Here is a 23,857-nt window from a genome sequence, read left to right as displayed (position 1 = left end):
CGGCAGGGCCTGCCGGCCGGGTACCGCCGAGGCGGCGGCCCCGTGTCCGGAGAGGCCCACCGGCCCGCCGCGTTCCTCCGGGCACGGCCCGCTCAGCCGCGCGCGGTCCAGACGAAGGCGGCCGAGATGGGGTGGCCGCGGAACCTCTCCCACTTCGGCTTGGCCGCCACCCAGGTGTCGTCCACGGTGGCCTCGGCCATCTCGGCCAGGGCCCACCCGGCTCCGGTGGCGGCGCGCACGTGGTCGCTGATCAGGTGCACGTGGGTGGTGATGGCGACGCTCTCCCCGGAGGCGTCGGTGTAGTGGGTGGGCATCCCCGAGACCATGGAGAACTGCGGGTGGTAGGCGACCAGCACGCAGGTGCCGCCGCCGCGGACCAGGCGGCGCGCCTCCGCGTAGAAGGGCGCCAGGTCGGGCAGGTGCTCGTCGATGAGCGAGGCGACGGCCAGGTCGTAGGAGCCCGCGGGCAGCCCGGTCCGGCGTACGTCCGCCCGGGTCAGGCTGTCGTGGACACCGCGCTTGTCGGCCAGGGCGAGCATCCCGGCGCTGAGGTCGACGCCGTCGATGTGCCCGATGCCGCGGCCGCGCAGCCAGGCGCCGGTGCGGCCGGTACCGCAGCCCAGGTCGGCGGCGCGGTGGAAGGCGGACCAGTCGGGGCTGGTGAGGCCGTCGAGGAGGGCCAGGTCCATGGCGTCCAGGACGGAGTCCTCGTAGGTGCTCGACCAGTCGTCGTAGCCGGTGGCCACGTCGACCGTGCGGTAGTGGCGGGTGTCGAAGTCGGCGAAGTCAGGCATGGCGGGGAGTATGCCGTGATCGGCGGCACGGTCGCCAACCGTTTTCGGTGCGGGCGCGCTTCGGGTGCGGGGAGGCGGCCGGAAAACCCGTTGCCCGGTGCGGGGGGCGCCCCTAGGTTGGGTTCCATGTGCTGCTTCCGCGGTGTCACCGGCCGGGCGTTCGCCTGGTCGGTGCGTGCCCACGACCTCGTCGTCCGTCCCCGGTCCGCGCGCCTGGACCGGTAGTCGGGCGGGCCGTACGCCCCCGCGCCCTCCGCGCGCGTGCGACGGCCCGTGGACGGAACGGCCCGCGCGGCCCCGCCGCACAGCCCCGCCCGCACACCCCGCACCCCCGGTGCCGACGGGTGTGCCCCCGTCATGGAAAACCGCCGGTCCAGGCCCAGCCGCGTCCCTGCTCTCCTTCGGACGGGCTGCCCGGACCCTTCTTTCGCGTGCCCCCGTGGCGCGCCCGTTCGTGCCGCCCGTCCCTGTCCGCCGCCCCGTGGCGGCTGGAACGGACATCGCTGTGGCACGTACCGCGTCCTCCTCCCGTACGGGCGCCGGGGACAACCGGCGCCGCTTCTCGCAGAACTTCCTGACCGATCCCGCCTGGGCCCGCCGGGTGGTGCGGACGTCCGGGGTGGGCCCCGACGACCTGGTGGTGGAGGTGGGTCCGGGTGAGGGCGCCCTCACCCGCTTCCTGGCCCCGACCGCCCGCCGGGTGCTCGCCTACGAGATCGACCCCCGCCTGGCCGCGCGTCTGGGCGAGCGCTACCGCGACCCCGCACTCGGGGTGCGGGTGGTGCGGGCGGACCTGACGCGCGTGCGCCCGCCGCGCGAGGAGTTCCACGTGGTGGGCGACATCCCCTACGCGCGCACCGCCGACATCGTGCGGTGGTGCCTGGACGCCCCCGCGCTGGCCTCGGCCACACTCATGACCCAGCTGGAGTACGCGCGCAAGCGCACCGGCGGCTTCGGGCGGTGGAGCCGGTTGACGGTGCTGACCTGGCCCGAGTGGTCGTGGTCGCTGGCCGGGCGGATCGACCGGCGGCGGTTCCGTCCGGTGCCCCGGGTGGACTCGGGGCTGCTGGTGCTGCGGAGGCGACCGGTCCCCCTGGTGGCCCGGTCCCGGATGGGCGCGTACCGGCGCCTGGTGGAACTGGGGTTCGGCGGTGCGGGCGGATCGGTGGGCGCGTCGCTGCGCCACGCCCACCCCGCACGCCGCGTGGATGGGGCCCTGGCCCGGGCCGGGGTCCCGCCGCGCACCCCGGTGGGGTACGTGAGCCCGCAGCGGTGGCTGGAGGTGTTCGAGGCGCTGGAGGACTGAGGGCACGGGGCTGAGGGTGCGCGGCGCGGGGCTATGGTGGCCCCATGCGCGCCCTCCTCCCCCTGTGCCCGCCCCTTCTCCTCGCCGCCCCGGCGTGCGGGACGGAGGGGGCCGACACCGGACCGCCCCCGTCCCCCGGCGAGGAGACCGCGCCGGATTCCCCGTCCCCCGGGGCCGCCTCCCCGGAGGACGTGCCCTTCGGCGGCTCCCATCGCGTCCCGCACCCGGTGGGCGCCTACGAGCACGAGTTCGACGGGGAGGCCGACGTCGTCTACACCGTCGACGGGGTCACCGCCACCGCACCGGGCCGGGTGGACTTCACCCTGGAGGTGGAGGTGCCCGAGCTGGGACGGGTCTTCGGCATGGCCAACGTGGCGGCTCTGTGTCAGGCGGAGGGCGCGCAGACGCCCGCCCGGGGGGAGGACCTCCCCGACGAGATGGAGGCGGGCTCGCACACCTTCCCCCTGTGGTGCGAGGTCCCCGAGGGCACCGAGGTACTGCGGATCGTGCTCCGTGGCGGGGACGTGTCCTCCTCCGGTCCGGTCGGCTGAACGGGCCGGCCCCGGCACGGAAGGTCAGCCGAGGAAGTCGACCAGGGCGGCGGTGAGTTCGGCCGGCACGTCCTCCTGGACCAGGTGCCCGGCCCCGGGCAGGGTGCGCAGGCGCGCCCCGGGGACGGCCGCGGCGAGCGTGCGGCCCCGGTCCAGGGGCAGCCAGGTGTCCTGCTCGCCCCACAGCACCAGCACCGGCAGGTCGAGGTCGGCGTACCCGTCCTCGACCTCGGCGGTGTGCCGCTCGTCGGCCTGGGCGATCTGCCGGTAGAACGCGGGCTGCCCCTCCGTGCCGAGCCAGGGCTCGACGAGCGCCGCCAGGGTGTCGGCGCGCAGCGGGGTGTGGGCGGCCGAGGAGACGTAGGCGCCCACCAGGGCCTCGTGCAGGTGCGGGGGCAGCGCGGCGAACACGTCGGCGTTGGCGTTGACCAGGCGGAAGAAGTCGCTGCCCCAGGGGCGCACGCTGACCGCGTCGACCAGGGCCAGGCGCGCGTAGGCCACCTTGTCCAGGACGGCGGCGCGCAGCGCGACCGCGCCGCCGAAGTCGTGCGCCACCACCGCGGGGCGGGAGAGTTCCCAGTGGTCCAGCAGGGCGGTGAACGCGCTCTGCTGCGCGGCCAGGGACACGTCCTGGCCCTCGAACTTGGCCGAGGCCCCGTACCCGGGCATGTCCCACACGTGGACGGTGTACCGGGTGCTCAGGGCGCGGGCCACGTGCCGCCAGACGTAGGAGGAGAAGGGCGTGCCGTGCAGGAGCACGAGCGGGTCGCCCTCGCCGAGGCGGGCCCAGCGCACGGTTCCGTTGGGGGCCTCGAAGGTCTGGTCCAGGGTCCAGGCGGGGTTGCTCATCGCTGCTCTCTTCCGTCGCGGTTCCGGGCCCGCACCAGGGTAGGGCCGGGCGGGGACGGATCAGAGGCGCAGGACCGCGAAGGAGAAGCCCGGCAGGGTGACGGCGCCGCCGGTGAACCCGGGACCGTCGGAGGAGAGCAGGAGTTCGCGCGGTTCGGCGTCCAGTTCCACCTCGGCCTCCTCCGCGTCCAGGTTGCACACCACCCGCAGGCCGCCGCGGACCAGGACCAGCTGCCGTCCGCCGCCGCTGGCGCGGACGGCGAAGCGGTCCAGGCGCGGGTCGGACAGCTCCGGTTCGCGTCGGCGCAGCGCGATGAGCGCCCGGTAGGTGTCCAGAACCTGTTTGTGGGGTTCGCTGCCGGTCTGGGACCAGTCCAGGACCGCGCCGTCGCGGGTGGCCGGGTCCATGGGGTCGGGGATCTGCTCCTCGGCCCAGCCCAGGGCGGCGAACTCGCGGCGGCGGCCCCGGCGCACGCCCTCGGCCAGCTCGGGGTCGGGGAAGGAGGCGAAGAACGGCCAGGGTGTGGTGGCGGCCCACTCCTCGCCCATGAAGACCATCGGGGTGTAGGGCGAGCACAGCACCAGGGCGGCGCCGCAGGCGAGCAGGCCGGGCGGGACGTGGTCGCCCATGCGGTCGCCGCGGGCCCGGTTGCCGATCTGGTCGTGGGTGCTCAGGTAGGCCAGGAAGCGGCTGCCGGGCACGCGCGCGGTGTCCACGGGCGCGCCGTGGGTGCGGCCCCGGAAGCTGGAGTAGGTGCCCGCGTGCCAGAAGGCGCGGGTGAGCGTGGCGGGCAGCGCCCCGGGGTCGGCGAAGTCGGCGTAGTAGCCGTGGGTCTCTCCGGTCAGGGCCACGTGCAGGGCGTGGTGCAGGTCGTCGGACCACTGGGCGGTCATGCCCAGGCCGCCCGCCTCGCGGGGCAGCACGGTGCGGGGGTCGTTGCGGTCGGACTCGGCGACGAGGGAGAGCGGGCGGCCCAGGGCGGCGGCCAGGGCGTCGACCTCCTCGGTGAGCTCGGCCAGCAGCGGGGTGGCGCGGTCGTCGCGCAGGGCGTGCACGGCGTCCAGGCGCAGGCCGTCCAGGTGGTAGTGGCGCAGCCAGTCCAGGGCGTTGTCCAGGACCATGCGGCGGACGGGGTCGGAGTGGGGCCCGTCGAGGTTGAGGGAGGGGCCCCAGGCGTTCTCGCCGCGGAAGTAGGGGCCGAAGCGGGGCAGGTAGGCGCCGGAGGGGCCCAGGTGGTTGTAGACCACGTCGAGCAGGACGGCCAGGCCGCGGGCGTGGCAGGCGTCGACCAGGGCTTTGAGGGCGTCGGGGCCGCCGTAGGGTTCGTGCACGGCCGCCCACAGGACGCCGTCGTAGCCCCAGCCGTGGGTGCCGTCGAAGGCGTTGAGCGGCATGAGTTCGACGTGGGTGACGCCGAGGTCGACCAGGTGGTCGAGGCGGTCGGCGGCGGCGGGAAGGGTGCCCTCGGGGGTGAAGGTGCCCACGTGGAGTTCGTAGACGACTCCTCCAGCGAGGGGCCGGCCGGTCCAGGAGGCGTCGGTCCAGGGGAAGGCCGCGTGGTCGTACACGCGGCTGGGGCCGTGCACCCCGCGGGGCTGGTGGAGCGAGCGCGGGTCGGGCAGGGGCCGGGGGTCCCCGTCCAGGAGGTAGGCGTACTCGGTTCCGGGTCCGGCGTTCCCGACGCGGGTGCGCCACCAGCCGCCGCGGTCGCGGCGCAGGGGCAGGTCCCGCTCCCCGGACCGGCCGTACAGGCGCAGGCGCACCCGCTCGCGTTCGGGGGCCCAGACGGCGAAGTCGCCGTGGACGCCGACGCCCGGCACGGCCGGGGCGGCGGGGGCGTCGGAGATGGTGGAAGGGTCTGCCGGTTCGCTCACGGAGGGTGGCTTACCCGGCTCCGCCGCGCGTCACCCGTGGCCGTCCGCGATGTTCGCCTATGCCCGGTCCCGCCCCGTGGGGGGCGGGCCCAGCGGTACGGCCGCCGCGTCACGCGCGGACGGAGAGGGCGGGCACCGGGCGGCACGGCCTCGCGGTTCAGGTGCGCGGGCGGTAGGTGTGCAGGCGCACCGCACCGGTCACGGGCACCGGCGCGGGCAGGTCGGCGATGCGCGCGCGCAGCTCGTGCGGGGGGATGTGGCGGGCGCTGGGGCCCATGCCCACGACGGTGGCGGCGTCGTCGTGGTCGAGTTCCATGGGAAAACGCACCTCCTCGGTCCCGGTGGGGGCGAAGTGCCCGTGCAGGGAGTCGGCCAGGCGTTCGTCCTTGCGCGGGTCCACCTCCAGCAGGCCCAGCGGTCCGCGCAGTTCGGCGAGGTGGTCGCGGTCGGGGACGGCCACCACGAGCACGCCCCCCGCCCCGAGCACCCGGTGGAACTCGGCGGCGTTGCGCGGGGCGAAGACGTTGAGCAGGGCGTCGGCGCAACCGTCGCGCAGCGGCAGCCCGCGCCAGGCGTCGGCGGTCACCGCCCCGGCGCGCTCGTGGACCCGGGCGGCCCGGCGCGCGGCGAACTTGGAGGCGTCGACGGTGAGCCCGACGGCGCGCGGCAGGGCCGCCAGCACCCGGGCCAGGTGGTGGCCGGTCCCGCCGCCGACGTCGACGACCAGCGGCTCGGCCGCGGTGAGCTCGCGGGCCAGGGCGGCGGCGAGCGCGGCGGAGACGGGGTCGTGGTGTCCGGCCTCCTGGAACCGCAGGCGGTCGGCCACCATCTCCCTGCTGTCACCGGTCCCGGGCGGGGTGGCCCCGGTGAGCAGGCTCGCGTACCCCTCGCGGGCCACGTTGAAGCTGTGCCCGGCGGCGCAGGCCAGGCCCCGCTCCCCCGGGGAGAGCCCCGCCCCGCAGGTCGGGCAGGCCAGGGCCGCCGCCGCGGCCGCGGGCATGCGCAGCCGGGGGCCGGTGTGGTGTGGGGTGTTCGCGCTCGCCATGACCGCGCCAGCCTATCCTGTGCCCGCACCGGCCGGTCCGCGCTCAACGCCTTGTCAGGACGGCCACGGGGTAGGTGTCGAGCAGCTCGGCCAGGGGCGGCGGGACCGCCGCGCCGTGCGGGGACAGGACGCGCCCGGTGAGGCGTTCGGTCCACACCCCGGGCCCCGAGGGCAGCGCCAGCACGGTGTCGTCCCACCCCCCGGCGTCGGCCAGGGTCAGCGGCAGCCGGGTGGCGACCACCACCAGGTCGGGGGTGCTCGCCTCCGGTGAGGTGCGCGCGAAGGCCAGGGCGTGGCGGTGGGCCGGACCTGAGGCGGCGAGCGGCAGGTACCCGCGCGGGCGCAGTTCCCGGCGCGCGTGCAGGCAGGTGCGGACCAGGTGCAGTTTGGCCGCCCCGGTGGCGTCCACCGGCGGACGCCAGCCCTGTTCGAGGCGGGCCAGCAGGTCGGCGCGGGCCGCGAAGTCCACGGGCCTGCGGTTGTCGGGGTCGACCAGGGACAGGTCCCACAGTTCGGTGCCCTGGTAGAGGTCGGGGACCCCCGGGCCGAGCAGCTGGAGGGCCTTCTGTCCCAGGGAGTTGCTCCATCCGGCCTCGCGCACCGACTCCACGACGGAGGTGACCTCGCCGCGCAGGGAGGCGTCGCCCAGCACCCGGCCCGGCCAGGCGCGGACGCGGTCCTCGAAGTCGGGGTCGGGGTCGGTCCAGGAGGTGCCCAGGCGGGCCTCGCGGGCGGCCTTGAGCAGGTAGTCGGCCAGGCGCTCCTCCCCGATCGGCCAGGCGCCGACCAGGGTCTGCCAGCCCAGCAGGTTGAGCGCGGGCTCGGGCAGGGCGCAGCGCTCGGTCCAGCGGCGCACGGCCTCGGTGAAGCCCTCCGCCACCTCGGCCAGGGCGGCGAGGCGGGCGCGCACGTCCTCGGAGCGCTTGGTGTCGTGGGTGGACAGGGCGGTCATGGTGTGCGGCCGGGCGGCCTCGCGGCGGGCGGCGGCGGTGTGGAACTCCTCGGGGGTGACCGCGAAGTCGGCGGGGTCGCCGCCCACCTCGTTGAGGGCGGTGAACCGGGTGAGGCGGTAGAACGCGGTGTTCTCGGTGCCCATGGCCACGACCATGCCGCTGGTCTGCTGGATGCGCCGGGCGGCCTCGCCCCGGGGGTCCCGGCGCACCCGCCGGTCGATGGCCTCCAGGTCCGGGGCCAGCGCGGGGCGGCGCCGGGCGGCGGTCTCCACGGCGCGGGCCCAGTGCCGCTCCCCCTCGGGCAGGTAGGAGCGGTAGACGTCGAAGGCGCACAGCAGTTCGGCGACGGCCTCCTCGCGCCGGCCCAGCGCCTCGGGGTCGGGCTCGCCCCGGTCGCGGGGCGGCCGGGGCGGCAGCAGGGCGGCGATCCGCCGCACCTCGGCGCGCAGCAGGACGGCGGCGGCGTGGCGGCGGGCGCGCAGGTCGGCGGCGGTCACGTCCACCTCCACCCCGTGGTCCAGGGCCAGGGTGGTCAGGTCGGCCTCGCCGGAGGGGTTGACGAACACCCCGCACAGCTCGCGCAGCGCGTCGTAGCCGGTGGTCCCGGCGACCGGCCAGGACTGGGGCAGGTCCTCCCCGGGGGCCAGGATCTTCTCCACCACCACCCAGCCGCGGAAGCGGTCGGTGAGCGCGCGCAGGTAGCCGCCGGGGTCGGTGAGCCCGTCGACGTGGTCCACGCGCAGCCCGTCGAGCTGGCCCAGCGCGGCCCAGCGCAGGATCTCGGCGTGGGTGGCCTCGAAGACGCCGGGGTCCTCGGCCCGCACGGCGGCCAGCTCGCTGACGTCGAAGAACCGGCGGTAGGTGAGTTCGGCGTCGCCGCGACGCCAGGACACCAGCCGGTAGTGCTGGCGCTCGTGGACCCGCTCGACCGTGTCGCCGGGGGCGAACGTCCCCTCGGCCAGCGGGTAGCGCTTGTCGTGGTAGACCAGGCAGCCGTCGTCGATGGTGAGTTCGGCGAGGGCCGCCGCGCCGCCGTCGCCGTCGTCGCCCAGCACGGGGATCAGGAGGGGTCCGGCGTCGAAGTCGATGTCGAAGGAGGAGGCGTGGGCCGAGTCGCGCCCGCGTGCGAGCACGTCCCACCACCAGGGGTTGGCGTCCGCCCGCACCACGGACATGTGGTTGGGCACGATGTCGGCGACCACGCCCAGGCCCAGCTCGTGCGCCTTGACGGCCAGGGCGGCGCGCGCGGCGTCCCCGCCCAGTTCGGGTGAGACCCGTGTGGGGTCGACCACGTCGTAGCCGTGCTGGGAGCCGGGGGCGGCGGCGAGCACCGGGGACAGGTAGAGCGCGCCGACACCGAGTCGGCGCAGGTAGTCGAGCTGGCCCGCGGCGTCGTCCAGGGTGAACCCCGGGCGCAGTTGCAGGCGGTAGGTTGACGTGGGAGCGGCGTTCACGGGCTTTGCGGTCGTCACGCGGTTACCCGTGCCCGCGCCCGCGGCGTGTCATGCACGCCCGTCCGCACGAGCGGCGTCCCGCACGGGGCCGCCTTGGGGGTGGTGGTCCACCGATGGTTAAATTCTTCGGCGGTGCGCCATCACCAGCGAAGACGCGCCCCCGACGGGGCGCGCGGCGGTGATTGTCAGGCCACCCACACCGACGAAGGGGATAGAAGCAGTCGTGCTCCCGTCCAACACGCGCACCAAGACCGGCCCGACGCGTCCCGGCGGCGCCTACCGGGGGGCGGCCTCGGCCGCGCTGACCGGTCTGCTCCTGGCCACCGCCGCCTGCGGCAGCGACGACGCCGTCCGCGACGGCGCGGCGCCGGAGGCGCCCGAGGGCCTGGAGTGCTTCTCCGGCAGCCTGTCGGGGGCCGGTTCCAGCGCCCAGGAGAACGCGATGACGACCTGGATCGCGGGGTACCAGTCGCTGTGCGAGGACGCGCGCGTCTACTACAACTCGATCGGTTCGGGCGGCGGGCGCAGCCAGTTCATCGACGGGGCGGTGGTCTTCGCCGGGACCGACGCGGCCCTGGACGCGGAGGAGAACGCCGACGCCCGGGAGCGCTGCGGGGGGTCGGACGCCGTCAACCTGCCCGCCTACGTGGTACCGATCGCCGTGGTGTTCAACCTGGAGGGCGTGGACTCGCTGAACCTGCGCCCGGAGACGATCGCGAAGATCTTCAACCAGGAGATCACCCACTGGGACGACCCGGAGATCGCCGAGGACAACCCGGACGCGGACCTGCCGGACCTGCCGATCACCCCGGTCAACCGCTCCGACGACTCCGGCACCACCGAGAACTTCACCCGGTACCTGGAGCAGGCCGCGCCGCAGGCCTGGCCGCACGAGGCGGACGGGACCTGGCCGATCACCCCGCGCGAGTCGGCGCAGGGCAACAGCGGTATCGCCGACACGGTCAAACGGGCCGAGGGCGCGATCGGCTACGTGGAGATGTCGCACATGCACGGGATGTCCGTGGTGGACCTCGGTGTCGGCGGCGAGTTCGTGGAGATCTCGCCCGAGGCGGCGGCCCAGGTGGTCGCCGACTCCCCGCAGCGCGAGGACAGCGCCAGCGAGTACGACCTGGCCCTGGCCCTGGACTACGGCACCACCGAGCCGGGCAGCTACCCGCTGGTCCTGGTCAGCTACGAGGTGGTGTGCCTGGACTACCCGAACGACCGCGACGCCGACAACGTCAAGGCCTTCCTGCGGTACGTGGTCAGCCCCGAGGGCCAGGCGATGGTCTCGGAGGAGACCGGGTCGGCGCCGGTCAACGACGACCTGCGCGCGCAGCTGCTGGAGTCGATCGACGCCGTCAGCTGATCCGGCCGCACACCGCGGGCACGCCGCCGACGCGGTGTGCCCGTTCCCGTGTTCCCGGCCCGCTCACGCGCGGGGGCCGCGCCTACCCGCGCGGCCGGCGCAGGCGCCGCCGGGCCCGCTCCCACCCCGAGCGCAGCCAGCCGCCGGAGCCGTCGTCCGCTCCGGGCTCCTCGGCCGCCTCCGCGCGCGGGGCCGAGGCGGCCACCTCGACGGGGTCGGACTCGGGGCGCGGGGGCGGCGGCACCGACCGGTACAGCGACAGGTCGGTCAGCGTCTCCTCCCCGGCGTGGATGCGGTAGCGGCCGTGCAGCGCGGCGACCACGTCCCCCAGGTCCTCCTGCGGGTCGCGCACCCGCAGGGCCCGGGCCAGGGCGCGGGTGCGCCACAGCCGCACGCCCGCGTCGCGGGTGGGCGAGGCGGCGGGGAAGAGTTCGATGAGCCCGGCGCGGGCGCGCTCGGCACTGGCCAGCAGCCGGGACAGGGCGACCTGGCCCAGCCCCCAGGAGACGGGGACATGGAGCAGGAAGGGGGAGGGGAAGCCGGTGCGGGGAGCGGAGGAGGCGAAGGAGATGCGGGGTTCGCGCAGGTAGTTGGCCTGGATCAGGCGCAGGTCCAGGTGGGGCCCGCCGACGCCCTCCCGGCCCGTTCCGGCGCCCTCCCAGTCGGCGACCAGGGTGAGCGCCAGGTCGGTCTCGGCGCTGTCCAGCAGCCGGTCCACGCAGCCGCGGACGAGGTCGTAGGGGGCGCCGGAGACGTCGACGACGGCGTGTACCAGCGGGGTGCGGCGGCGGTGGGCGGGCACCCGTTCGCGGTACAGGTGGGGGTGGGGCATGTACTCGGCGAGGACCTCGGTGCGGAAGCGCTCGGAGGGCAGGCGGGTGCGCGCGGTGCCCGCGCGGCCCACGTGCCAGCCGGTGGCGGCCGGTTCGGGGACCATGACGGCGCCCGCCTGCCAGAGCCGGTAGCCGAACTCGGTGTCCTGCCCCAGGTCCAGGTCGGGGTCGACGCCCCCGGCGGCCTCGTACAGGCTGCGGCGCACCGCCGCGGCGGCGCCGACGTAGGCGTGGAAGCCCAGGTGGTCGGCGTTGCGCAGCCGGTCGCTCTCGGTGAGCAGGCGCTCGACCCAGGCGTGGTGGCGGCCGGTGTCCAGGGTCTGGTCGAGGGTGCCGTTGCGGGCCAGCGCCAGGACCTCGACGGGGTTGTCGGGGCCGGTGTCGGCGAAGCGGATCCGGCCGAGGGTGACCGCCTCGGCGTGCACGTGGTGCCAGCGGGCCTGGGCCTCGACGAACTCCGGGCACACGACCATGTCGGCGTCCATCCACAGCAGGATGTCGCCGGTGCTGGAGTGGGCGCCGAAGGCGCGGGCGTACCCGGCGCCCCAGCCGCCGTCGGGTGCGCGGATCACACGGCAGTGCGCGGGGCGCACGGCGGGCGGGCGCAGGGGCGGGGAGGAGTGGTCGTCCACGACCACGACCTCCAGGAGGTGCTCGGGGTAGGTCTGCGCCGCCAGGGAGGCCAGGGCCAGGTCCAGGCGCCGTTGCCCGCCCCGCGCCGGGATGATGACGCTCACCCGCAGGTCGGGGGCCCAGCGGCCGATGTCGGGCGGTGTCAGCGCACTCCAGTCGTTGCGGAAGACGCGGGTGAGGACGCGCTCCACCCGGCCACGGTGAGACACCCCGTCAACATGAGACCCTACGTGCTTATTCGGTGACACATAGTCACCATACCCCCGTTTGCCTGCGGCGCGGAGAGCTTCGCGCATGTGTCACCTTTTCTCCCGGAGGATGCCCCGTTCTTCGGGCCGGGAAGGAACCCGGGACCGGTTCTCCGGATTCGCCGTACGCCTGTCCGGGGTTCTGCCATCGTGGCGCCCCTGCGAACGGCGCACACGTGCCGGACCCGCCCGGGGGCGTGCGGAAACGGGAAACCGGGCCCGCGGGGGCCACCGCCACGGCGGCACCGGACCGGTGGGGCTCTCCTGCCCCCAGGCGGGGAGGAGGGCGAGGAACGGCCCCGGGCCGCCTTGCCGGTACAGGACGGGACGCGCCGCACAGGGGTGCGACGCGTCCCGGGGCGGTGGGCCCGCCGGGTCACCGACCGCTGGAGCCGTCCCTGAGCATCCGGGCGCCGAGGACGACGATCCCGACGACCAGGGCGATCATGAGCGCCCAGACCAGCAGCCCGACCAGCGCGGACAGGATCCAGAAGAAGGCGACGACCACCGCGAGCCCCGCGGCGACCTTGAGCAGAAGACGTCCCATTCGGCGAAGGATACGCGGTTCGCGCGCGAACGCGCGGCTCCCCCGGGTCACGGTTCCCCGCCGGAGGCGGCCTCCGCGACGGGCCCCGGCCGCTAGCCCACGCGTACCGCGACGGTGAAGACGCCGTCCCAGTAGGCCGCCAGGGAGACCTCCTCCAGGGGCTTGGAGGGGTTGGAGCCGTGGATCATGTTGCCGTTGCCGGAGTAGATCCCCACGTGGCTGGGCGAGGACTCGCTGTAGAAGAACAGCAGGTCACCGGGCTGCACCTGGTCGCGCGGGATCCGCGTACCGGCGTTGACCTGGTCGTAGGTGGTGCGGGGCAGGCTGACCCCCGCCCGGGCCCAGGCCGCCTGGGTCAGACCCGAGCAGTCGTAGCTGTCCGGCCCGGTGCCGCCCCAGACGTAGGGCTTGCCGATCTGGGCGCGGGCGAAGTCCAGCACCGCCTGCACGTCGCCGGAGGCGGCGACGGCCCCGCCGTCGTCCGAGGCCGCCCGCGCGGCGGTCGGGTCCTGACCGCCCAGGCTCTCCAGCACCCCGGCCTGCTCCTCCAGGGCGGTCTCGCCCTCCTCCTGGGCCCGTTCGGCCCCGGCCAGCGCCTCGGAGGCCTCCTCCTCGGCGGCGGCGGCCTGGTCGCGCAGTTCCTCGGCGCGCTCGACCTCGGTGACGTAGTCGGCGAGGACCGCCTCCTGGCCCTCGGACAGGAAGTCCAGGTCGGCGATGTTCTGCAACGAGGAGTCCGGGTCGCCCCGGAACAGGACGGTGAGGAGGCTGTGGGTGGACCCGGTGTAGGCGGTCTGGGCGATTCCGGCGACCTTGCCGGACATGGCGTCCAGTTCCTCCTGGGCCGTACCGAGCCGCTCCTCGATGTCCTCCAGCTCGGTCTCGGCGGCCGAGTGGTCCTCCTTGGCCTGGTTGTAGGCCTCGTTGAGCTCCGAGAGCTCCTCCTGGAGCTGCTCGTAGCGCTCCCGGGCCTCCTCCCGGCCGGGCTCGGCCAGGGCGGCGCCCGAGGACAGGACGACCGCGCCCAGGGTGGCGCAGCCGACCGCCGCGACGCGGCGAGAACCGGGTACGGAGTTGCGAGTCAAGGAACCGACTGCCTTTCTCCCACACCCGTCTACCGGCACGCGGGCACCCCGAGGGCACGCCGGTGGAAGGCGCGCGGGGATGCGGAGGGGGATCGGCGGGCGGCCCGTACGTGGACCGCGGGGGATGTGCCGGTTGCGGCGGCCTCCGCTCCTGGGAAAAGGACGGCGGACGAGCAGAGTGCGACGGGAACCGGACGCCGTCACCCTTGTGGTGACTAACGGGGGCGTTCCGGCCTGAGGGAACACTAAACGACCACCGGGACCGTTCGCGACCCTTTCGTTACCTTGACTTGGGCAACCCTCCGGCCCGCGGCCCCCGGCCCCGGAGCGGAAAACCTGGCCATGGCGCCGAAGCGGCGAATATTTTCCCCCGTTCGGCCTCTCCCAAAACCAGGCAAAGCCCACCAGAAAAGTGACGCGCATCACTCCGAATTGCGAAAGGGGCGGGGGTCTCCCCCGTCCCCGTGATCACAGGTGGCGCTGCCACCACTCCAGCACCGCCTCGAACCGCGCGACCCGGTGGCTGGGCAGCCCCGAGCGGGTCAGCTCGTGCCCCTCACCGGGGAAGAGCAGCATCTCCGCCTCGTGGCCGCGCAGCCTCAGCGACGTGAACAGGCGCTGCGCCTGCTCCAGCGGGCAGCGCCAGTCCTGCTCGGAGTGGATGATCAGCAGGGGGAGGGCGATCCGGTCGGCGTAGGTGAGCGGGCTCTCCGCGGCCCAGCTCGACGGCGGCCCGTACAGCGGCCCCGGGAAGAGGGAGCCGATGTCGGAGGAGCCGTGGAAACTGTCGATCGCGTTGACCGCGCGCTCGCTGATCGCCGCCCGGAAGCGCTCGCCGTGGTGGGCGCTGATCCAGGTGGTCATGAACCCGCCGTGCGAGCCGCCCATGACCCCCACCCTGGAGGGGTCGAGCCGCTCGTCCCGCAGCGCCTCGTCCAGGAAGGCCAGGACGTCGGTGGCGGTGGTCCGGCCCACCGAGCCGATGACGGCGCGCCCGTGCTCGTGCCCGTAGCCGGAGGAGCCGCGCGGGTTGCACATGACCACGGCGTATCCGGCGGCCGCGTAGACCTGGGTCTCGTCGAGGAGCTGGTGGCCGTACTGGGCGAAGGGGCCGCCGTGGATCATCAGCACCACCGGGTGCGGGCCCTCCCCCCGGGGAACGGTCACCCAGCCGTGCACGGGGTAGCCGTCCTCGGTGTGCGCCGTCAGCTCCGTCATCGGGAGGGGGTCCAGCGCACCGGCGAAGGCGGTCAGGGGCCGCGCGCCGCCGTCGGTGACCAGGACCAGCTCACCGCTGCTGCGGCCGTCGGCGACCACGGCGACGGTGGTCCCGCCCCGGACGTCGAAGTCCTGCACCTGCACCTTGCCGCCGAGGACCGCCCCGGGCTCACCGCCGTCGAGGGGCACGCGGACCAGTTCCACCGCGCCCCGCCTCTCGGCCAGGCCCAGCAGCCCGGTGTCGGTGACCCGCAACCGCCCGACCATGCGGGGGCCGTGCCCGGGCGTCAGGCGCACCGGCTCCGCCGGGGCGTCCGCGGGGACCGACCACGCACCCGTGGTCCGTCCCACGAAGTCGTTCAGGTCCGGGCCGAGCTCGTCGGCCAGGAAGTAGACGGTGGCCCCGTCCCCGGACACCTCGCCGCTCTGGGCCTCCAGGGTCCCGTCGGTGACCCGGCGCGGCTCGGCGCCCTCCTCCGGCGCGCACGCCCACAGGTCGCACACCAGGTCGGTGTCGCGGGTGGCGTGCCGGGCGGAGGCGAAGAGCAGCTCCGAGCCGTCGGGCCGCCAGGCCACGGCGGCGTGCTCGAAGTCGCCGCCGGTCACCCGGATCGGCTCGCCCACCTCGCCCGAGGGGTCCACCGGGGCGGAGACGAACACGTGCGCGAGCCGGTCGTTGGTGAAGCCGAAGTCGTCGAGCCGGTACTTGAGCCGCGTGACGCGGCGGGGCGGCTCCTTGCCCGGCTCCACGTCCACGTACCGGCCCGGCTCGGGCAGGCGCGCGGTGTAGGCGATCCGGGTGGAGTCGGGGCTCCAGCGCGGGGCGCCCGCGCCCAGCGGGTGGGAGGTGATCTTCCAGGGTTCGCCGCCCCGCGCGGGCAGGACGTGGATCTGCGGGCGCTTGTCCTCGTCGGGGCGCAGGAAGGCGATCCACCGCCCGTCGGGGGAGAAGGCAGGGCTGGTGTCCCGGGTGCCACGGGTGAGCTGGGCGGGAGGTGCCGAACCGTCCGTGGGGACGGACCACAGGCAGGAGCGGTAGGCGTCCTCCTCCAGGTCCGGCCGGGTCAGGGTGAAGACCGCGCGACCTCCGTCGGGGGCCAGGGTCGGCGCGCTGAGGCTGTGCAGGTGGACGATGTCAGCAGGTTTCATAGACGGATGGCCGTCCCGGCGCGGGGAGCGCCGCGACCGCCCCCTCCTTTTCCCTCGGCGGTGGAACCGGTGTCGGGGACCACCGCGTGCCAGGCACGGCGGGGCCGCTGCGGGTGCCGCCGTTCGAACGGGGGCGTTCCGGTCCGGACGCCCCAGAGGGACCCTATCCAGCCTCCTCGGCCGAAAACCAGGCGGTCGGGGGACGGGGGCCGCTCCCCTCTCCCCCGGCCGTGCTCCCCTCCGGTGACGCGGGGGCACCGGAGGGGAGCCGAGCGGTTCACCGGAGGCGGGGAGCGCCGTCCCGGACGCCGAGGACCTGGGCGGCCCGGGTCGGGTCGACCGGGATCGCGCGGTGGCCGCGGACCAGGCCGTCGGTCTCCAGGCTGGTGCAGACCCAGCGGCCCGCCCGGTGGCGCGCCCGGAAGGCGAAGGCGCGCGAGCGCCGCTCACAGGGGATCAGGGCGCTGGCCTCCACCCCGTCCGGGGCGAGGGGCTGGTGGAAGACCCGGGGCAGCCGGGGCGCGCGCTCGCAGGGGAACGTGCCGCGCAGGCGGCGCAGCTCCTCGCGGACCGCGACGGTGACGTGGTCGCGCAGCACCTCGGGGGCGCGGCGGCCCACCAGGACCTCCGCCACGCGCTGGGCCATCATGCGCACCCCGCCGGGGGTGCGGTGGCCCGCCAGCGCGGCGGGACCGCACCGGCGGTCCGGGGGGCGGTGCGGCGGCGGGGTGCGCGCGGGGGTGCGTACCGGACGGTGGGGGACGGCGGCGGTGCGGGCGCACCGGGGGCCGGGGCAGAGCTGACGGGCAGGAGGGTGGGACATGAACAGAACCCTTCCGGGGGGCGACGTCCGTCTTCACCCCTGCACAGAGGCCGCGATCCTCCGCCGGCCCAGCTGGCGTTCCAGGTTTTTCGGCCGTTCTCCCACCAAGGGGACGGCGGGCGCTCCACGACCCACACGGGGCATACTGCGAGGGTGACTTCCGCCTACCTCTCCTCCCCCGCGCCCGTGGCGCTGGCCCACCGCGGCGGCTGGCTCACCGGCGAACGGGGGGCGCCCCGCACCGAGCTGGAGAACACCGCCGCCGCCTTCCAGCACGCCGTCGACCTCGGCTACACGTACCTGGAGACGGACGTGCACGCCACCGCCGACGGCGTCCTGATGGCCTTCCACGACCCCACCCTGGACCGCGCCACCGACCGCTCCGGGTCCATCGGCGAGCTGCCCTACCGGGAGGTCTCCCGGGCCCGCGTGGGCGGGAGCGAGCCCGTGCCGGTGCTGGAGGACCTGCTCGGGTCCTGGCCCGAGGCGCGGTTCAACATCGACCTGAAGGCCGACGCGGCCGTGGCGCCGCTGCGGGAGGTGCTGCGCCGCACCAACGCCTGGGACCGGGTGTGCGTGGGCTCCTTCGACCAGCGCCGCCTGGACCGGGCCCGGGCTCTCCTGGGCCGCCCCGTGGCCACCTCCTGCGGGCCGCTGGACGTGGTGAGGCTGCGGGCGGCCTCCCTGTCCCCGCTGCTGCGCGCCCTGGCCGGCCGGGTCCCGGTGTGCGCGCAGATCCCGATGCTGCACGGCGGGTTCCCCCTGCTCAGCCGGGACCTGATCCGCACCGCGCACCGCATGGGGCTGCAGGTGCACGTGTGGACCATCAACGAGCCCCGGGTGATGGAACGCCTGCTCGACGCGGGCGTGGACGGCATCGTCACCGACAACACCGTCGCGCTCCGCGACCTCCTGGTCCGGCGCGGCCAGTGGTCGGGCCCCTCCCCCGGCGCCCGAGACACCGTCCACGACAGCCTCTCGCAGAACGGATAACTCCCCCATGGTCGCACCCCCGGAGGCGGGCACCCCCTCCACCGACCCCCGCCAGCGCAGACGCGAGCAGCGCGGGTGGTACGTCTACGACTGGGCCAACTCCGTGTTCATCACCTCGGTGGTGACCGTGCTCATCGGCCCCTACCTGAGCAACCTGGCGTGCGCCTCGGCCGGGGCCGCGGACTCCGCCGCCTGCCTGGACCCCTCGCTGTCGCTCACCCCGCTAGGACTGGGCTTCCTCAGCCTGCACCCCAACGCGCTCTACCCGGCGCTGACCACCCTGGCGATCCTGCTGCAGATCCTGCTGCTGCCGCTGGTGGGCGCGATGGTCGACCACTCCCGGCACAAGAAGCGGTGGCTGTTCTGGCTGGCCCTGAGCGGATCGCTGTGCACCGCGGGGCTGTACCTGGCCACCGACGGCTACCTGGCGGCGTCGGTGCTGTTCGTGCTGGCCAACGTGCTGTACGGGCTGTCCATCGTGGTCTACAACGCGTTCCTGCCCGAGATCGCCACGGCGGACGAGCGCGACCGGGTCTCGGTCACCGGCTGGGGCGTGGGCTACCTGGGCGGCGCCCTGCTGCTGGCCCTGCACCTGGGCCTGGTGCTCAGCGCCGACGCGCTGGGCATCGGCGCCGGCGACGCCGCGCGGATCGCGTTCGCCTCCGTGGGCGTGTGGTGGGCGGGCTTCACCGTCCTGGCGATCCGGCCGCTGCGCAACCGCTACGGGGCCCTGGCCGCGCGCGGGCGCGGTCGGCCGCGGGTGGGCCGGTCGCTGCGCCAGTTCGGGCACACGCTCAGGGACATGCGCCGCTACCCCAACACGATCCTGTTCCTGCTGGCCTTCATCTTCTTCAACGACGGCGTGCAGGCCACCATCCGCTACGCGGCGCCCTTCGCCACCCAGGACCTGGGGCTGGAACAGGGCACCCTGATCACCACCATCCTCATCATCCAGTTCGTGGCCTTCGGCGGCGCCTTCCTCACCGGCCGGGTGGCCCTGGTGCTGGGGACGAAGAACACCGTGATGGCCACGCTCGTGGTGTGGGGCGGCCTGGTGGCGGCGGCCTACTTCCTGCCCGCGGGGAACGTGCCCCTGTTCATCGCCATGGGCGTGGGCATCGGCCTGGTGCTGGGCGGCACCCAGTCCCTGGCGCGGTCGCTGTACTCCCAGCTCATCCCCAAGGGCCGGGAGGCGGAGTACTTCAGCCTGTTCCAGATCTCGGACAAGGGGTCGACCTTCCTGGGGTCGCTGGCGGTGACCGTGGCGGTCTCCGTCACCGGCGGCTACCGGGTGGCGATCCTGTCCCTGCTGGCCTTCTTCCTGCTCGGCGGGCTGCTGCTGTGGCGCACCCGCATGCGCGAGGGCATCCTGGCCGTCGGCAACGAGGTGCCGCGCAACCTCTGAGGTCCCCGTCCCCGCCTGTCGGCGGTCCCGGCCATACTGGGGCCCGCGACCACGACGGGCGAGGACACGGGAGGTGCGGTGCGCATCGTGCACGGCGTGTGGGACGGCGACGCGCTGGCGGTGTGGGCCGAGGGCGTCCCCGCCGCGGGCGGGGAGACCGGTTCCGGCGACGGGCGGCCCCGGGCGCATCCCTTCGCGGTGGACGCCCGGGGCCTGCGCGCGCTGGCGGGCACGGCGGACGCCGGGCCCGACGCGGAGGTGCGGGCCGCGCACCTGGACCTCACCCTGCCCGGAAGCGTCGACGCCCCCTCCGCCTCCACAGGCGCCCCCGAGGCGGGCCCCGCCGCCGTCCACCCCTGGCGCGTGCCCGTGCTGCGGCTGGGGGCCGCCCGCGCCGAGGAGTTCCTCAACCGGGCCGACCGGACGGACGCCGGCCCCTCCCTGGCCCACCTGCGCGCGGTCCGCGACTTCGCCGAACTGCTGGTGCGCTCCGGGTGCGTGCTGCCCGACCTGGTGGGCGATCCGCTCCGGGCCCGCTGGCGGCCCGCTCCCCTGGACTGGGCCGAGGAGCACCTGGCCGCGCTCACCGCCGCCCTGCCGCCCTCGGCCCGCGCCCACCTGCCCGGGCGGGCGCCGGACGCCGTGGCCCGCGCCTGCGTGCTCGCACCCCTGGAACTGCTCACCGACGCCGTGGCCCGCCGCCTGGCCGAGGACCGGTCGGCCGGGGCCGGCCGGACCGATCCGCGCCCCGGCCGCAGGCTCGCCGCGGCGCTGACCGGAGGCGACACGCGCGTGGACGCCGACACCGCCGCCCGGCTGCGCGGCCCGCTGCGCGAGTGGCGTTCGCGGGTGCGCGGCGCGGGACGGGCGGCGCTGCTGTTCCTGCTGCGCGAGCCCGACCGCGAGGGCCCGTGGGCGGTCGAGTTCTGGGTGCGCTCGGTGGCCGACCCCGGCCTGCGCCTGCCCCTGGAGCAGGTGTGGCGGGGCGAGGGCGCCGCGTGGCTGCCCGCCGACGTGGGCACCACCGCCCTGGCCGACCTGCGCCGGGCCGCGCGCCACCACCCGCCGCTGCGCCGCGCGCTGGGGGACCTGGCCCCGACCCGGCTGCTGTTGCGTACCGAGGAGGCCCAGGAGTTCGTCACCGGCGCGGCGCCCCGGCTGAGCGCGGCCGGGTTCGCCGTGGTCCTGCCCGAACTGCGCTCCGGCCTGGGATTGCGGGTGCGGGTGGAGGAGCCGCCCCGTCGGCGGCGGGGCGGCGGCGTGGGCCCCTCGGAGCTGGTCGACGTCTCCTTCGAGGCCCTGCTGCGCGGCGGCGGGGAGGGCCCCGGCACACCGCTCACCGAGGAGGAACTGGACGAGCTCGCCGAACTGGCCCGCCTCAAGCGCTCCCTGGTGCGGGTGCGCGGCCGGTGGATGGAGGTGGACCCCGAGCGTCTGGGCGCCGCCCTGGACCTGGTCAGGCGGCGCGGCGGTCGGCGGATGCGCACCGACGAGGCGCTGCGCACGGCCCTGGGGGCGCCGGGCTCCGCCCCCCTGCCGGTGGCCGACGCGGTCGCCTCGGGTCCGCTCGGCGCGCTGCTGGACGGGGGCACCCGGGCCGAGCCGCGCCCGATGGGCACCCCGCCGGGGTTCGGCGGCACGCTGCGCCCCTACCAGGACCGGGGTGCCTCCTGGCTGCGCTTCCTGGGCGAACTGGGCCTGGGCGCGGTGCTGGCCGACGACATGGGGCTGGGCAAGACCGTGCAGCTGCTGGCCCTGCTCACCGACGAGCGCGCCCACGGCGCGGCGCCGGGTCCGACCCTGCTGGTGTGCCCGGTGTCCCTGGTGGGCAACTGGCGGCGCGAGGCCGAGCGGTTCGCGCCCTCCCTGCGGGTGCACATCCAGCACGGCCCCGACCGCCCCACCGGCAACGCGCTCGCCCGCCTGGTGGGGGCGTGCGACCTGGTGGTCACCACCTACGGGGTGGTCTCCCGCGACGGCGAGGAGCTGGCGGGCATGCCCTGGCACCGGGTGGTGTGCGACGAGGCGCAGGCGCTCAAGAACGCCGGGACCCGACAGGCGCGGGCGGTGCGGGCGCTGCCCGCGGCCACCCGGATCGCGCTCACCGGCACCCCGGTGGAGAACAACCTGGGCGAGCTGTGGTCGGTCATGGAGTTCGCCAACCCGGGCCTGCTGGGCACGGCGGCGGCCTTCGAGGCGGCGGTCGAGGGCGAGGAGGGCCCCGACACCGGCCTCGTGCGCCGGATGACGGGCCCGTTCGTGCTGCGGCGCCTGAAGACCGACCGGTCGATCATCGCCGACCTGCCGGAGAAGACCGAGATGCGCACCTGGTGCACGCTCACCCCCGAGCAGGCCTCGCTGTACAAGGCGGTGGTGGACGACATGGGCGAGCGGATGGCCGAGGCCACCGAGAAGGAGCGCAGGGGGCTGGTGCTGGCGACGATGTCGCGGCTCAAGCAGATCTGCAACCACCCCGCACAGTTCCTGGGGGACGGCTCGGCCCTGCCGGGGCGCTCGGGCAAGCTGGAGCGCCTGGAGTCGATCCTGGGCGAGGCCGCGGCCGAGGGCGACAAGGCCCTGTGCTTCACCCAGTACGCGCGGTTCGGGGAGCGCCTGGAGCCCTACCTGCGCTCGCGGCTGGGGGTGCCGGTGCTGTGGCTGCACGGGGGCACCCCCCGGGCGGAGCGGGAGCGGATGACCGAGCTCTTCCAGACCCTGGACGGCCCGGCGGTGTTCCTGCTCTCGCTCAAGGCCGCCGGAACGGGGCTGAACCTGACCGCGGCCAACCACGTGGTGCACGTGGACCGCTGGTGGAACCCGGCGGTGGAGGACCAGGCCACGGACCGGGCGTTCCGGATCGGCCAGCGGCGCGACGTGCAGGTGCGCAAGCTGGTGTGCGTGGGCACGGTGGAGGAGCGGGTGGACGAGATGATCGAGCGCAAGAGCGCGCTGGCCGACAGCGCCGTGGCCACCGGGGAGGCGTGGCTGGCCGGGCTGTCGGTGGAGGACCTGCGCGAGGTCGTGCGGCTGTCCCCCGAGGCGGTGGCCGGATGAGCACGTGGTCGGCGCTGGTCGCCGAGTCCCTGGGGGCGCCCGCCGGGTCGGCCCGGGTGGAGCGGCTGACGGTGCGCCCGGGCGAGGTCGCCGGGCGGGTGCGCGGTCCGGGCGCGCACGAGGTGAGCCTCATCCGCACGGTGCCCGCCGAGGCCGAGTGGGAGCGCCTGTGCGCGGCCCTGGCCTCCCAGCCGGTCTTCCGCGCCCGCGTGCTGGACGGTGAGCTGCCGGTGGCGGCGGCCCGGGTGTTCGCCCTGCTGGGGTGGGACCTGGTCCCGCGCGGCTGGGAGGCGCTGGTGGCGACCTGCTCCTGCGACCGGTGGGAGGGCCGGTGCGCGCACCTGGGGGCGGCGGTGGCGGAACTGGGCGCCCTGGCCGACCGGGACCCGTTCACGCTGACCCGGTGGCTGGGCCGGGACCGGCGCGCGCTCACCGCGCAGGTCAGGGCTCTTTCCGCGACCGCCGTAAAAGGATGTTCGGGCGAAGAGGCGACATTCGGGAAAAAGGAACAGGCAATAGCGGAGCAAACCGGCGCCGACTCGGCCGCCGGGTTCTGGTCGGCGCCGCCGTTGCCCCCGGCGCCGGTTCCGCCCCCGGGCGCGGGTGAGCGCGTCAGGGCCGCCGCGCCCGGGATCGTGGCCGACGACCTGCCCGGTTTCGGACAGGAGGGATCAAGGACCGGAACGTGAGGATACGCAGTCCGAATACGTACAGCGGACTTTGTTGGAGAAAACTCCGCTAAGCCCGCGCAAACACGGTTACCATTCGGCCAAAGAACGTCCTCGCCACTTTCGGATGGGTGCCCTCTCTATGGCCGATCACTTCCCACCCAACATCAACATGGAAGTCCCCAGTGCCGCGCGCATGTACGACTACCTGCTGGGCGGAAAAGACAACTTCGAGGTCGACCGCAAGGCGTGCGACGTCCTCCTCGAGAGGGTGCCCGAGATCCTCCCGCTGGCCAACGACAACCGCGCCTACCTGGCCCGCGCCGCGGAGTACGCCGCGGCCCAGGGGCTGGAGCAGTTCCTGGACCTGGGCGCCGGCCTGCCCACCGCCAACAACACCCACCACGCGGCGCAGCGGGCCAACCCCCGCGCCCGGGTGGTCTACGTGGACAACGACCCCATCGTGCTCGCGCACGGGCGGGCGCTGATCACCAACAGCGGTGAGACCGCCTTCCTGCTCGCCGACCTGCGCGACACCGAGGAGATCTTCTCCGCGCCCGAGACCCGGCGCCTGATCGACCGCGACATGCCCACGGCGCTGATGCTGGTCGCGCTCCTGCACTGCCTGCCCGACTCCGACGACCCCTTCGGCCTGGTGCGGCCGATCATCGACAGCCTTCCCTCGGGCTCGTGCCTGATCTACTCGCACATGGTCTCCGACGACCCGGCCACCCGCGAGTGGGTCACGGACAGGGTCCTGTCCTACGGCACCCCGTGGGGCCGGGTGCGCAGCCCCGAGGAGGCCGCCGTGATCTTCGAGGGCCTGGACCTGGTCAGCCCGTGGAACGACGGGCGCGACGAGGGCCCGCGCCTGGTGGACTGCGCGACCTGGCGCCACCCCGACCGGGACCCGGCGGTGCGCCCCGCCGACCCGAACGTCAAGCTGTGGGAGATGGCGGGCGTGGCCTTCAAGCCCTGACCCCGGGGCGCACCGGACGCACCCCG

Annotated in this window: 18 protein-coding genes; 8 read left to right on the top strand and 10 right to left on the bottom strand. The window is 75.2% G+C overall.

The features are described 5' to 3' along the window. Positions 1-92: 92 nt before the first annotated feature. Positions 93-794, bottom strand: a complete 702-nt coding sequence (locus FYW95_RS08785; RefSeq protein ID WP_159943254.1) for a class I SAM-dependent DNA methyltransferase — start codon at positions 792-794, stop codon at positions 93-95. Between the two features lie 505 nt (positions 795-1,299). Between FYW95_RS08785 and erm the strand changes: the two genes are divergently transcribed. Together erm and FYW95_RS08775 are read left to right on the top strand one after the other, a co-directional pair. Further along, a complete protein-coding gene (gene erm / locus FYW95_RS08780; RefSeq protein WP_159943255.1) occupies positions 1,300-2,100 on the top strand; it encodes an ErmE/ErmH/ErmO/ErmR family 23S rRNA (adenine(2058)-N(6))-methyltransferase in 801 nt (266 codons plus the stop codon). 44 nt (positions 2,101-2,144) lie between these two features. Then, positions 2,145-2,651, top strand: a complete 507-nt coding sequence (locus FYW95_RS08775; RefSeq protein WP_160050252.1) for a hypothetical protein — start codon at positions 2,145-2,147, stop codon at positions 2,649-2,651. Between the two features lie 24 nt (positions 2,652-2,675). Here the strand turns inward: FYW95_RS08775 and FYW95_RS08770 are convergent, their stop codons facing one another. The 4 genes from FYW95_RS08770 to treY form a co-directional block, all read right to left on the bottom strand. Further along, on the bottom strand, positions 2,676-3,500 hold the full coding sequence (locus FYW95_RS08770) for an alpha/beta fold hydrolase (protein ID WP_159943257.1): 825 nt from the start codon (positions 3,498-3,500) through the stop codon (positions 2,676-2,678). Between the two features lie 60 nt (positions 3,501-3,560). After that, positions 3,561-5,375: a malto-oligosyltrehalose trehalohydrolase gene (treZ, locus tag FYW95_RS08765; protein ID WP_160050251.1), complete on the bottom strand. Its 1,815-nt coding sequence runs from the start codon at positions 5,373-5,375 to the stop codon at positions 3,561-3,563. Positions 5,376-5,532: 157 nt separating this feature from the next. Then, positions 5,533-6,420: a putative RNA methyltransferase gene (locus tag FYW95_RS08760; RefSeq protein WP_159943259.1), complete on the bottom strand. Its 888-nt coding sequence runs from the start codon at positions 6,418-6,420 to the stop codon at positions 5,533-5,535. Positions 6,421-6,463: 43 nt separating this feature from the next. Continuing rightward, positions 6,464-8,845 carry a malto-oligosyltrehalose synthase gene (gene treY, locus FYW95_RS08755; protein ID WP_236572151.1) on the bottom strand — a complete coding sequence of 794 codons (2,382 nt, stop codon included), beginning with the start codon at positions 8,843-8,845 and terminating at the stop codon, positions 6,464-6,466. Positions 8,846-9,050: 205 nt separating this feature from the next. Here treY and pstS point away from each other — a divergent pair, with 205 nt between their 5' ends. After that, complete coding sequence (gene pstS / locus FYW95_RS08750) at positions 9,051-10,196, top strand: phosphate ABC transporter substrate-binding protein PstS (protein ID WP_159943260.1); 1,146 nt, start codon at positions 9,051-9,053, stop codon at positions 10,194-10,196. 82 nt (positions 10,197-10,278) lie between these two features. Here pstS and FYW95_RS08745 read toward each other — a convergent pair whose 3' ends face one another. From FYW95_RS08745 to FYW95_RS08730, 5 genes are all read right to left on the bottom strand, one after another. After that, the gene (locus FYW95_RS08745) at positions 10,279-11,853 is read right to left on the bottom strand and encodes a glycosyltransferase family 2 protein (RefSeq protein WP_159943291.1); all 1,575 of its coding nucleotides are present in this window, start codon (positions 11,851-11,853) and stop codon (positions 10,279-10,281) included. Positions 11,854-12,286: 433 nt separating this feature from the next. Beyond that, positions 12,287-12,457 (bottom strand): hypothetical protein, encoded by a 171-nt coding sequence (locus FYW95_RS27640; protein WP_201294771.1) that lies wholly within the window; start codon positions 12,455-12,457, stop codon positions 12,287-12,289. Between the two features lie 92 nt (positions 12,458-12,549). After that, entirely contained in the window at positions 12,550-13,542 is a 993-nt protein-coding gene (locus FYW95_RS08740) for a C40 family peptidase (RefSeq protein ID WP_159943261.1), read from the bottom strand. Positions 13,543-14,010: 468 nt separating this feature from the next. Then, complete coding sequence (locus tag FYW95_RS08735; RefSeq protein WP_159943262.1) at positions 14,011-15,909, bottom strand: S9 family peptidase; 1,899 nt, start codon at positions 15,907-15,909, stop codon at positions 14,011-14,013. Positions 15,910-16,186: 277 nt separating this feature from the next. Beyond that, positions 16,187-16,732, bottom strand: a complete 546-nt coding sequence (locus tag FYW95_RS08730; RefSeq protein ID WP_159943263.1) for an Rv3235 family protein — start codon at positions 16,730-16,732, stop codon at positions 16,187-16,189. A 153-nt stretch (positions 16,733-16,885) separates the two neighbouring features. Between FYW95_RS08730 and FYW95_RS08725 the strand changes: the two genes are divergently transcribed. The 5 genes from FYW95_RS08725 to FYW95_RS08705 all read left to right on the top strand — a co-directional run bounded on the left by FYW95_RS08725 (position 16,886) and on the right by FYW95_RS08705 (position 23,831). Next, positions 16,886-17,725 carry a glycerophosphodiester phosphodiesterase family protein gene (locus FYW95_RS08725; RefSeq protein WP_159943264.1) on the top strand — a complete coding sequence of 280 codons (840 nt, stop codon included), beginning with the start codon at positions 16,886-16,888 and terminating at the stop codon, positions 17,723-17,725. A gap of 7 nt (positions 17,726-17,732) precedes the next feature. Continuing rightward, a complete protein-coding gene (locus FYW95_RS08720; RefSeq protein ID WP_159943265.1) occupies positions 17,733-19,130 on the top strand; it encodes an MFS transporter in 1,398 nt (465 codons plus the stop codon). Positions 19,131-19,208: 78 nt separating this feature from the next. After that, a complete protein-coding gene (locus FYW95_RS08715; RefSeq protein WP_160050250.1) occupies positions 19,209-22,184 on the top strand; it encodes a DEAD/DEAH box helicase in 2,976 nt (991 codons plus the stop codon). Further along, positions 22,181-22,873 (top strand): SWIM zinc finger family protein, encoded by a 693-nt coding sequence (locus tag FYW95_RS08710; RefSeq protein WP_159943267.1) that lies wholly within the window; start codon positions 22,181-22,183, stop codon positions 22,871-22,873. The genes FYW95_RS08715 and FYW95_RS08710 overlap by 4 nt, the downstream gene beginning before the upstream one ends. 121 nt (positions 22,874-22,994) lie before the next feature. Continuing rightward, a complete protein-coding gene (locus tag FYW95_RS08705; protein WP_159943268.1) occupies positions 22,995-23,831 on the top strand; it encodes an SAM-dependent methyltransferase in 837 nt (278 codons plus the stop codon). Positions 23,832-23,857: the final 26 nt, after the last annotated feature.

The sequence above is a fragment of the Nocardiopsis sp. FR4 genome (assembly GCF_009830945.1).
Classification (GTDB): domain Bacteria; phylum Actinomycetota; class Actinomycetes; order Streptosporangiales; family Streptosporangiaceae; genus Nocardiopsis.
Note: the sequence above shows the minus strand (reverse complement) of the source record. Positions and strands in the feature narration are given on the sequence as shown.

Excerpts from the sequence above, each read along its gene's own strand:
- FYW95_RS08785 (WP_159943254.1), bottom strand. The coding sequence starts at position 794 with ATGCCTGACTTCGCCGACTTCGACACCCGCCACTACCGCACGGTCGAC.
- FYW95_RS08775 (WP_160050252.1), top strand. The coding sequence starts at position 2,145 with ATGCGCGCCCTCCTCCCCCTGTGCCCGCCCCTTCTCCTCGCCGCCCCG.
- FYW95_RS08770 (WP_159943257.1), bottom strand. The coding sequence starts at position 3,500 with ATGAGCAACCCCGCCTGGACCCTGGACCAGACCTTCGAGGCCCCCAAC.
- FYW95_RS08760 (WP_159943259.1), bottom strand. The coding sequence starts at position 6,420 with ATGGCGAGCGCGAACACCCCACACCACACCGGCCCCCGGCTGCGCATG.
- FYW95_RS27640 (WP_201294771.1), bottom strand. The coding sequence starts at position 12,457 with ATGGGACGTCTTCTGCTCAAGGTCGCCGCGGGGCTCGCGGTGGTCGTC.
- FYW95_RS08735 (WP_159943262.1), bottom strand. The coding sequence starts at position 15,909 with ATGAAACCTGCTGACATCGTCCACCTGCACAGCCTCAGCGCGCCGACC.
- FYW95_RS08730 (WP_159943263.1), bottom strand. The coding sequence starts at position 16,732 with ATGTCCCACCCTCCTGCCCGTCAGCTCTGCCCCGGCCCCCGGTGCGCC.
- FYW95_RS08720 (WP_159943265.1), top strand. The coding sequence starts at position 17,733 with ATGGTCGCACCCCCGGAGGCGGGCACCCCCTCCACCGACCCCCGCCAG.
- FYW95_RS08710 (WP_159943267.1), top strand. The coding sequence starts at position 22,181 with ATGAGCACGTGGTCGGCGCTGGTCGCCGAGTCCCTGGGGGCGCCCGCC.
- FYW95_RS08705 (WP_159943268.1), top strand. The coding sequence starts at position 22,995 with ATGGCCGATCACTTCCCACCCAACATCAACATGGAAGTCCCCAGTGCC.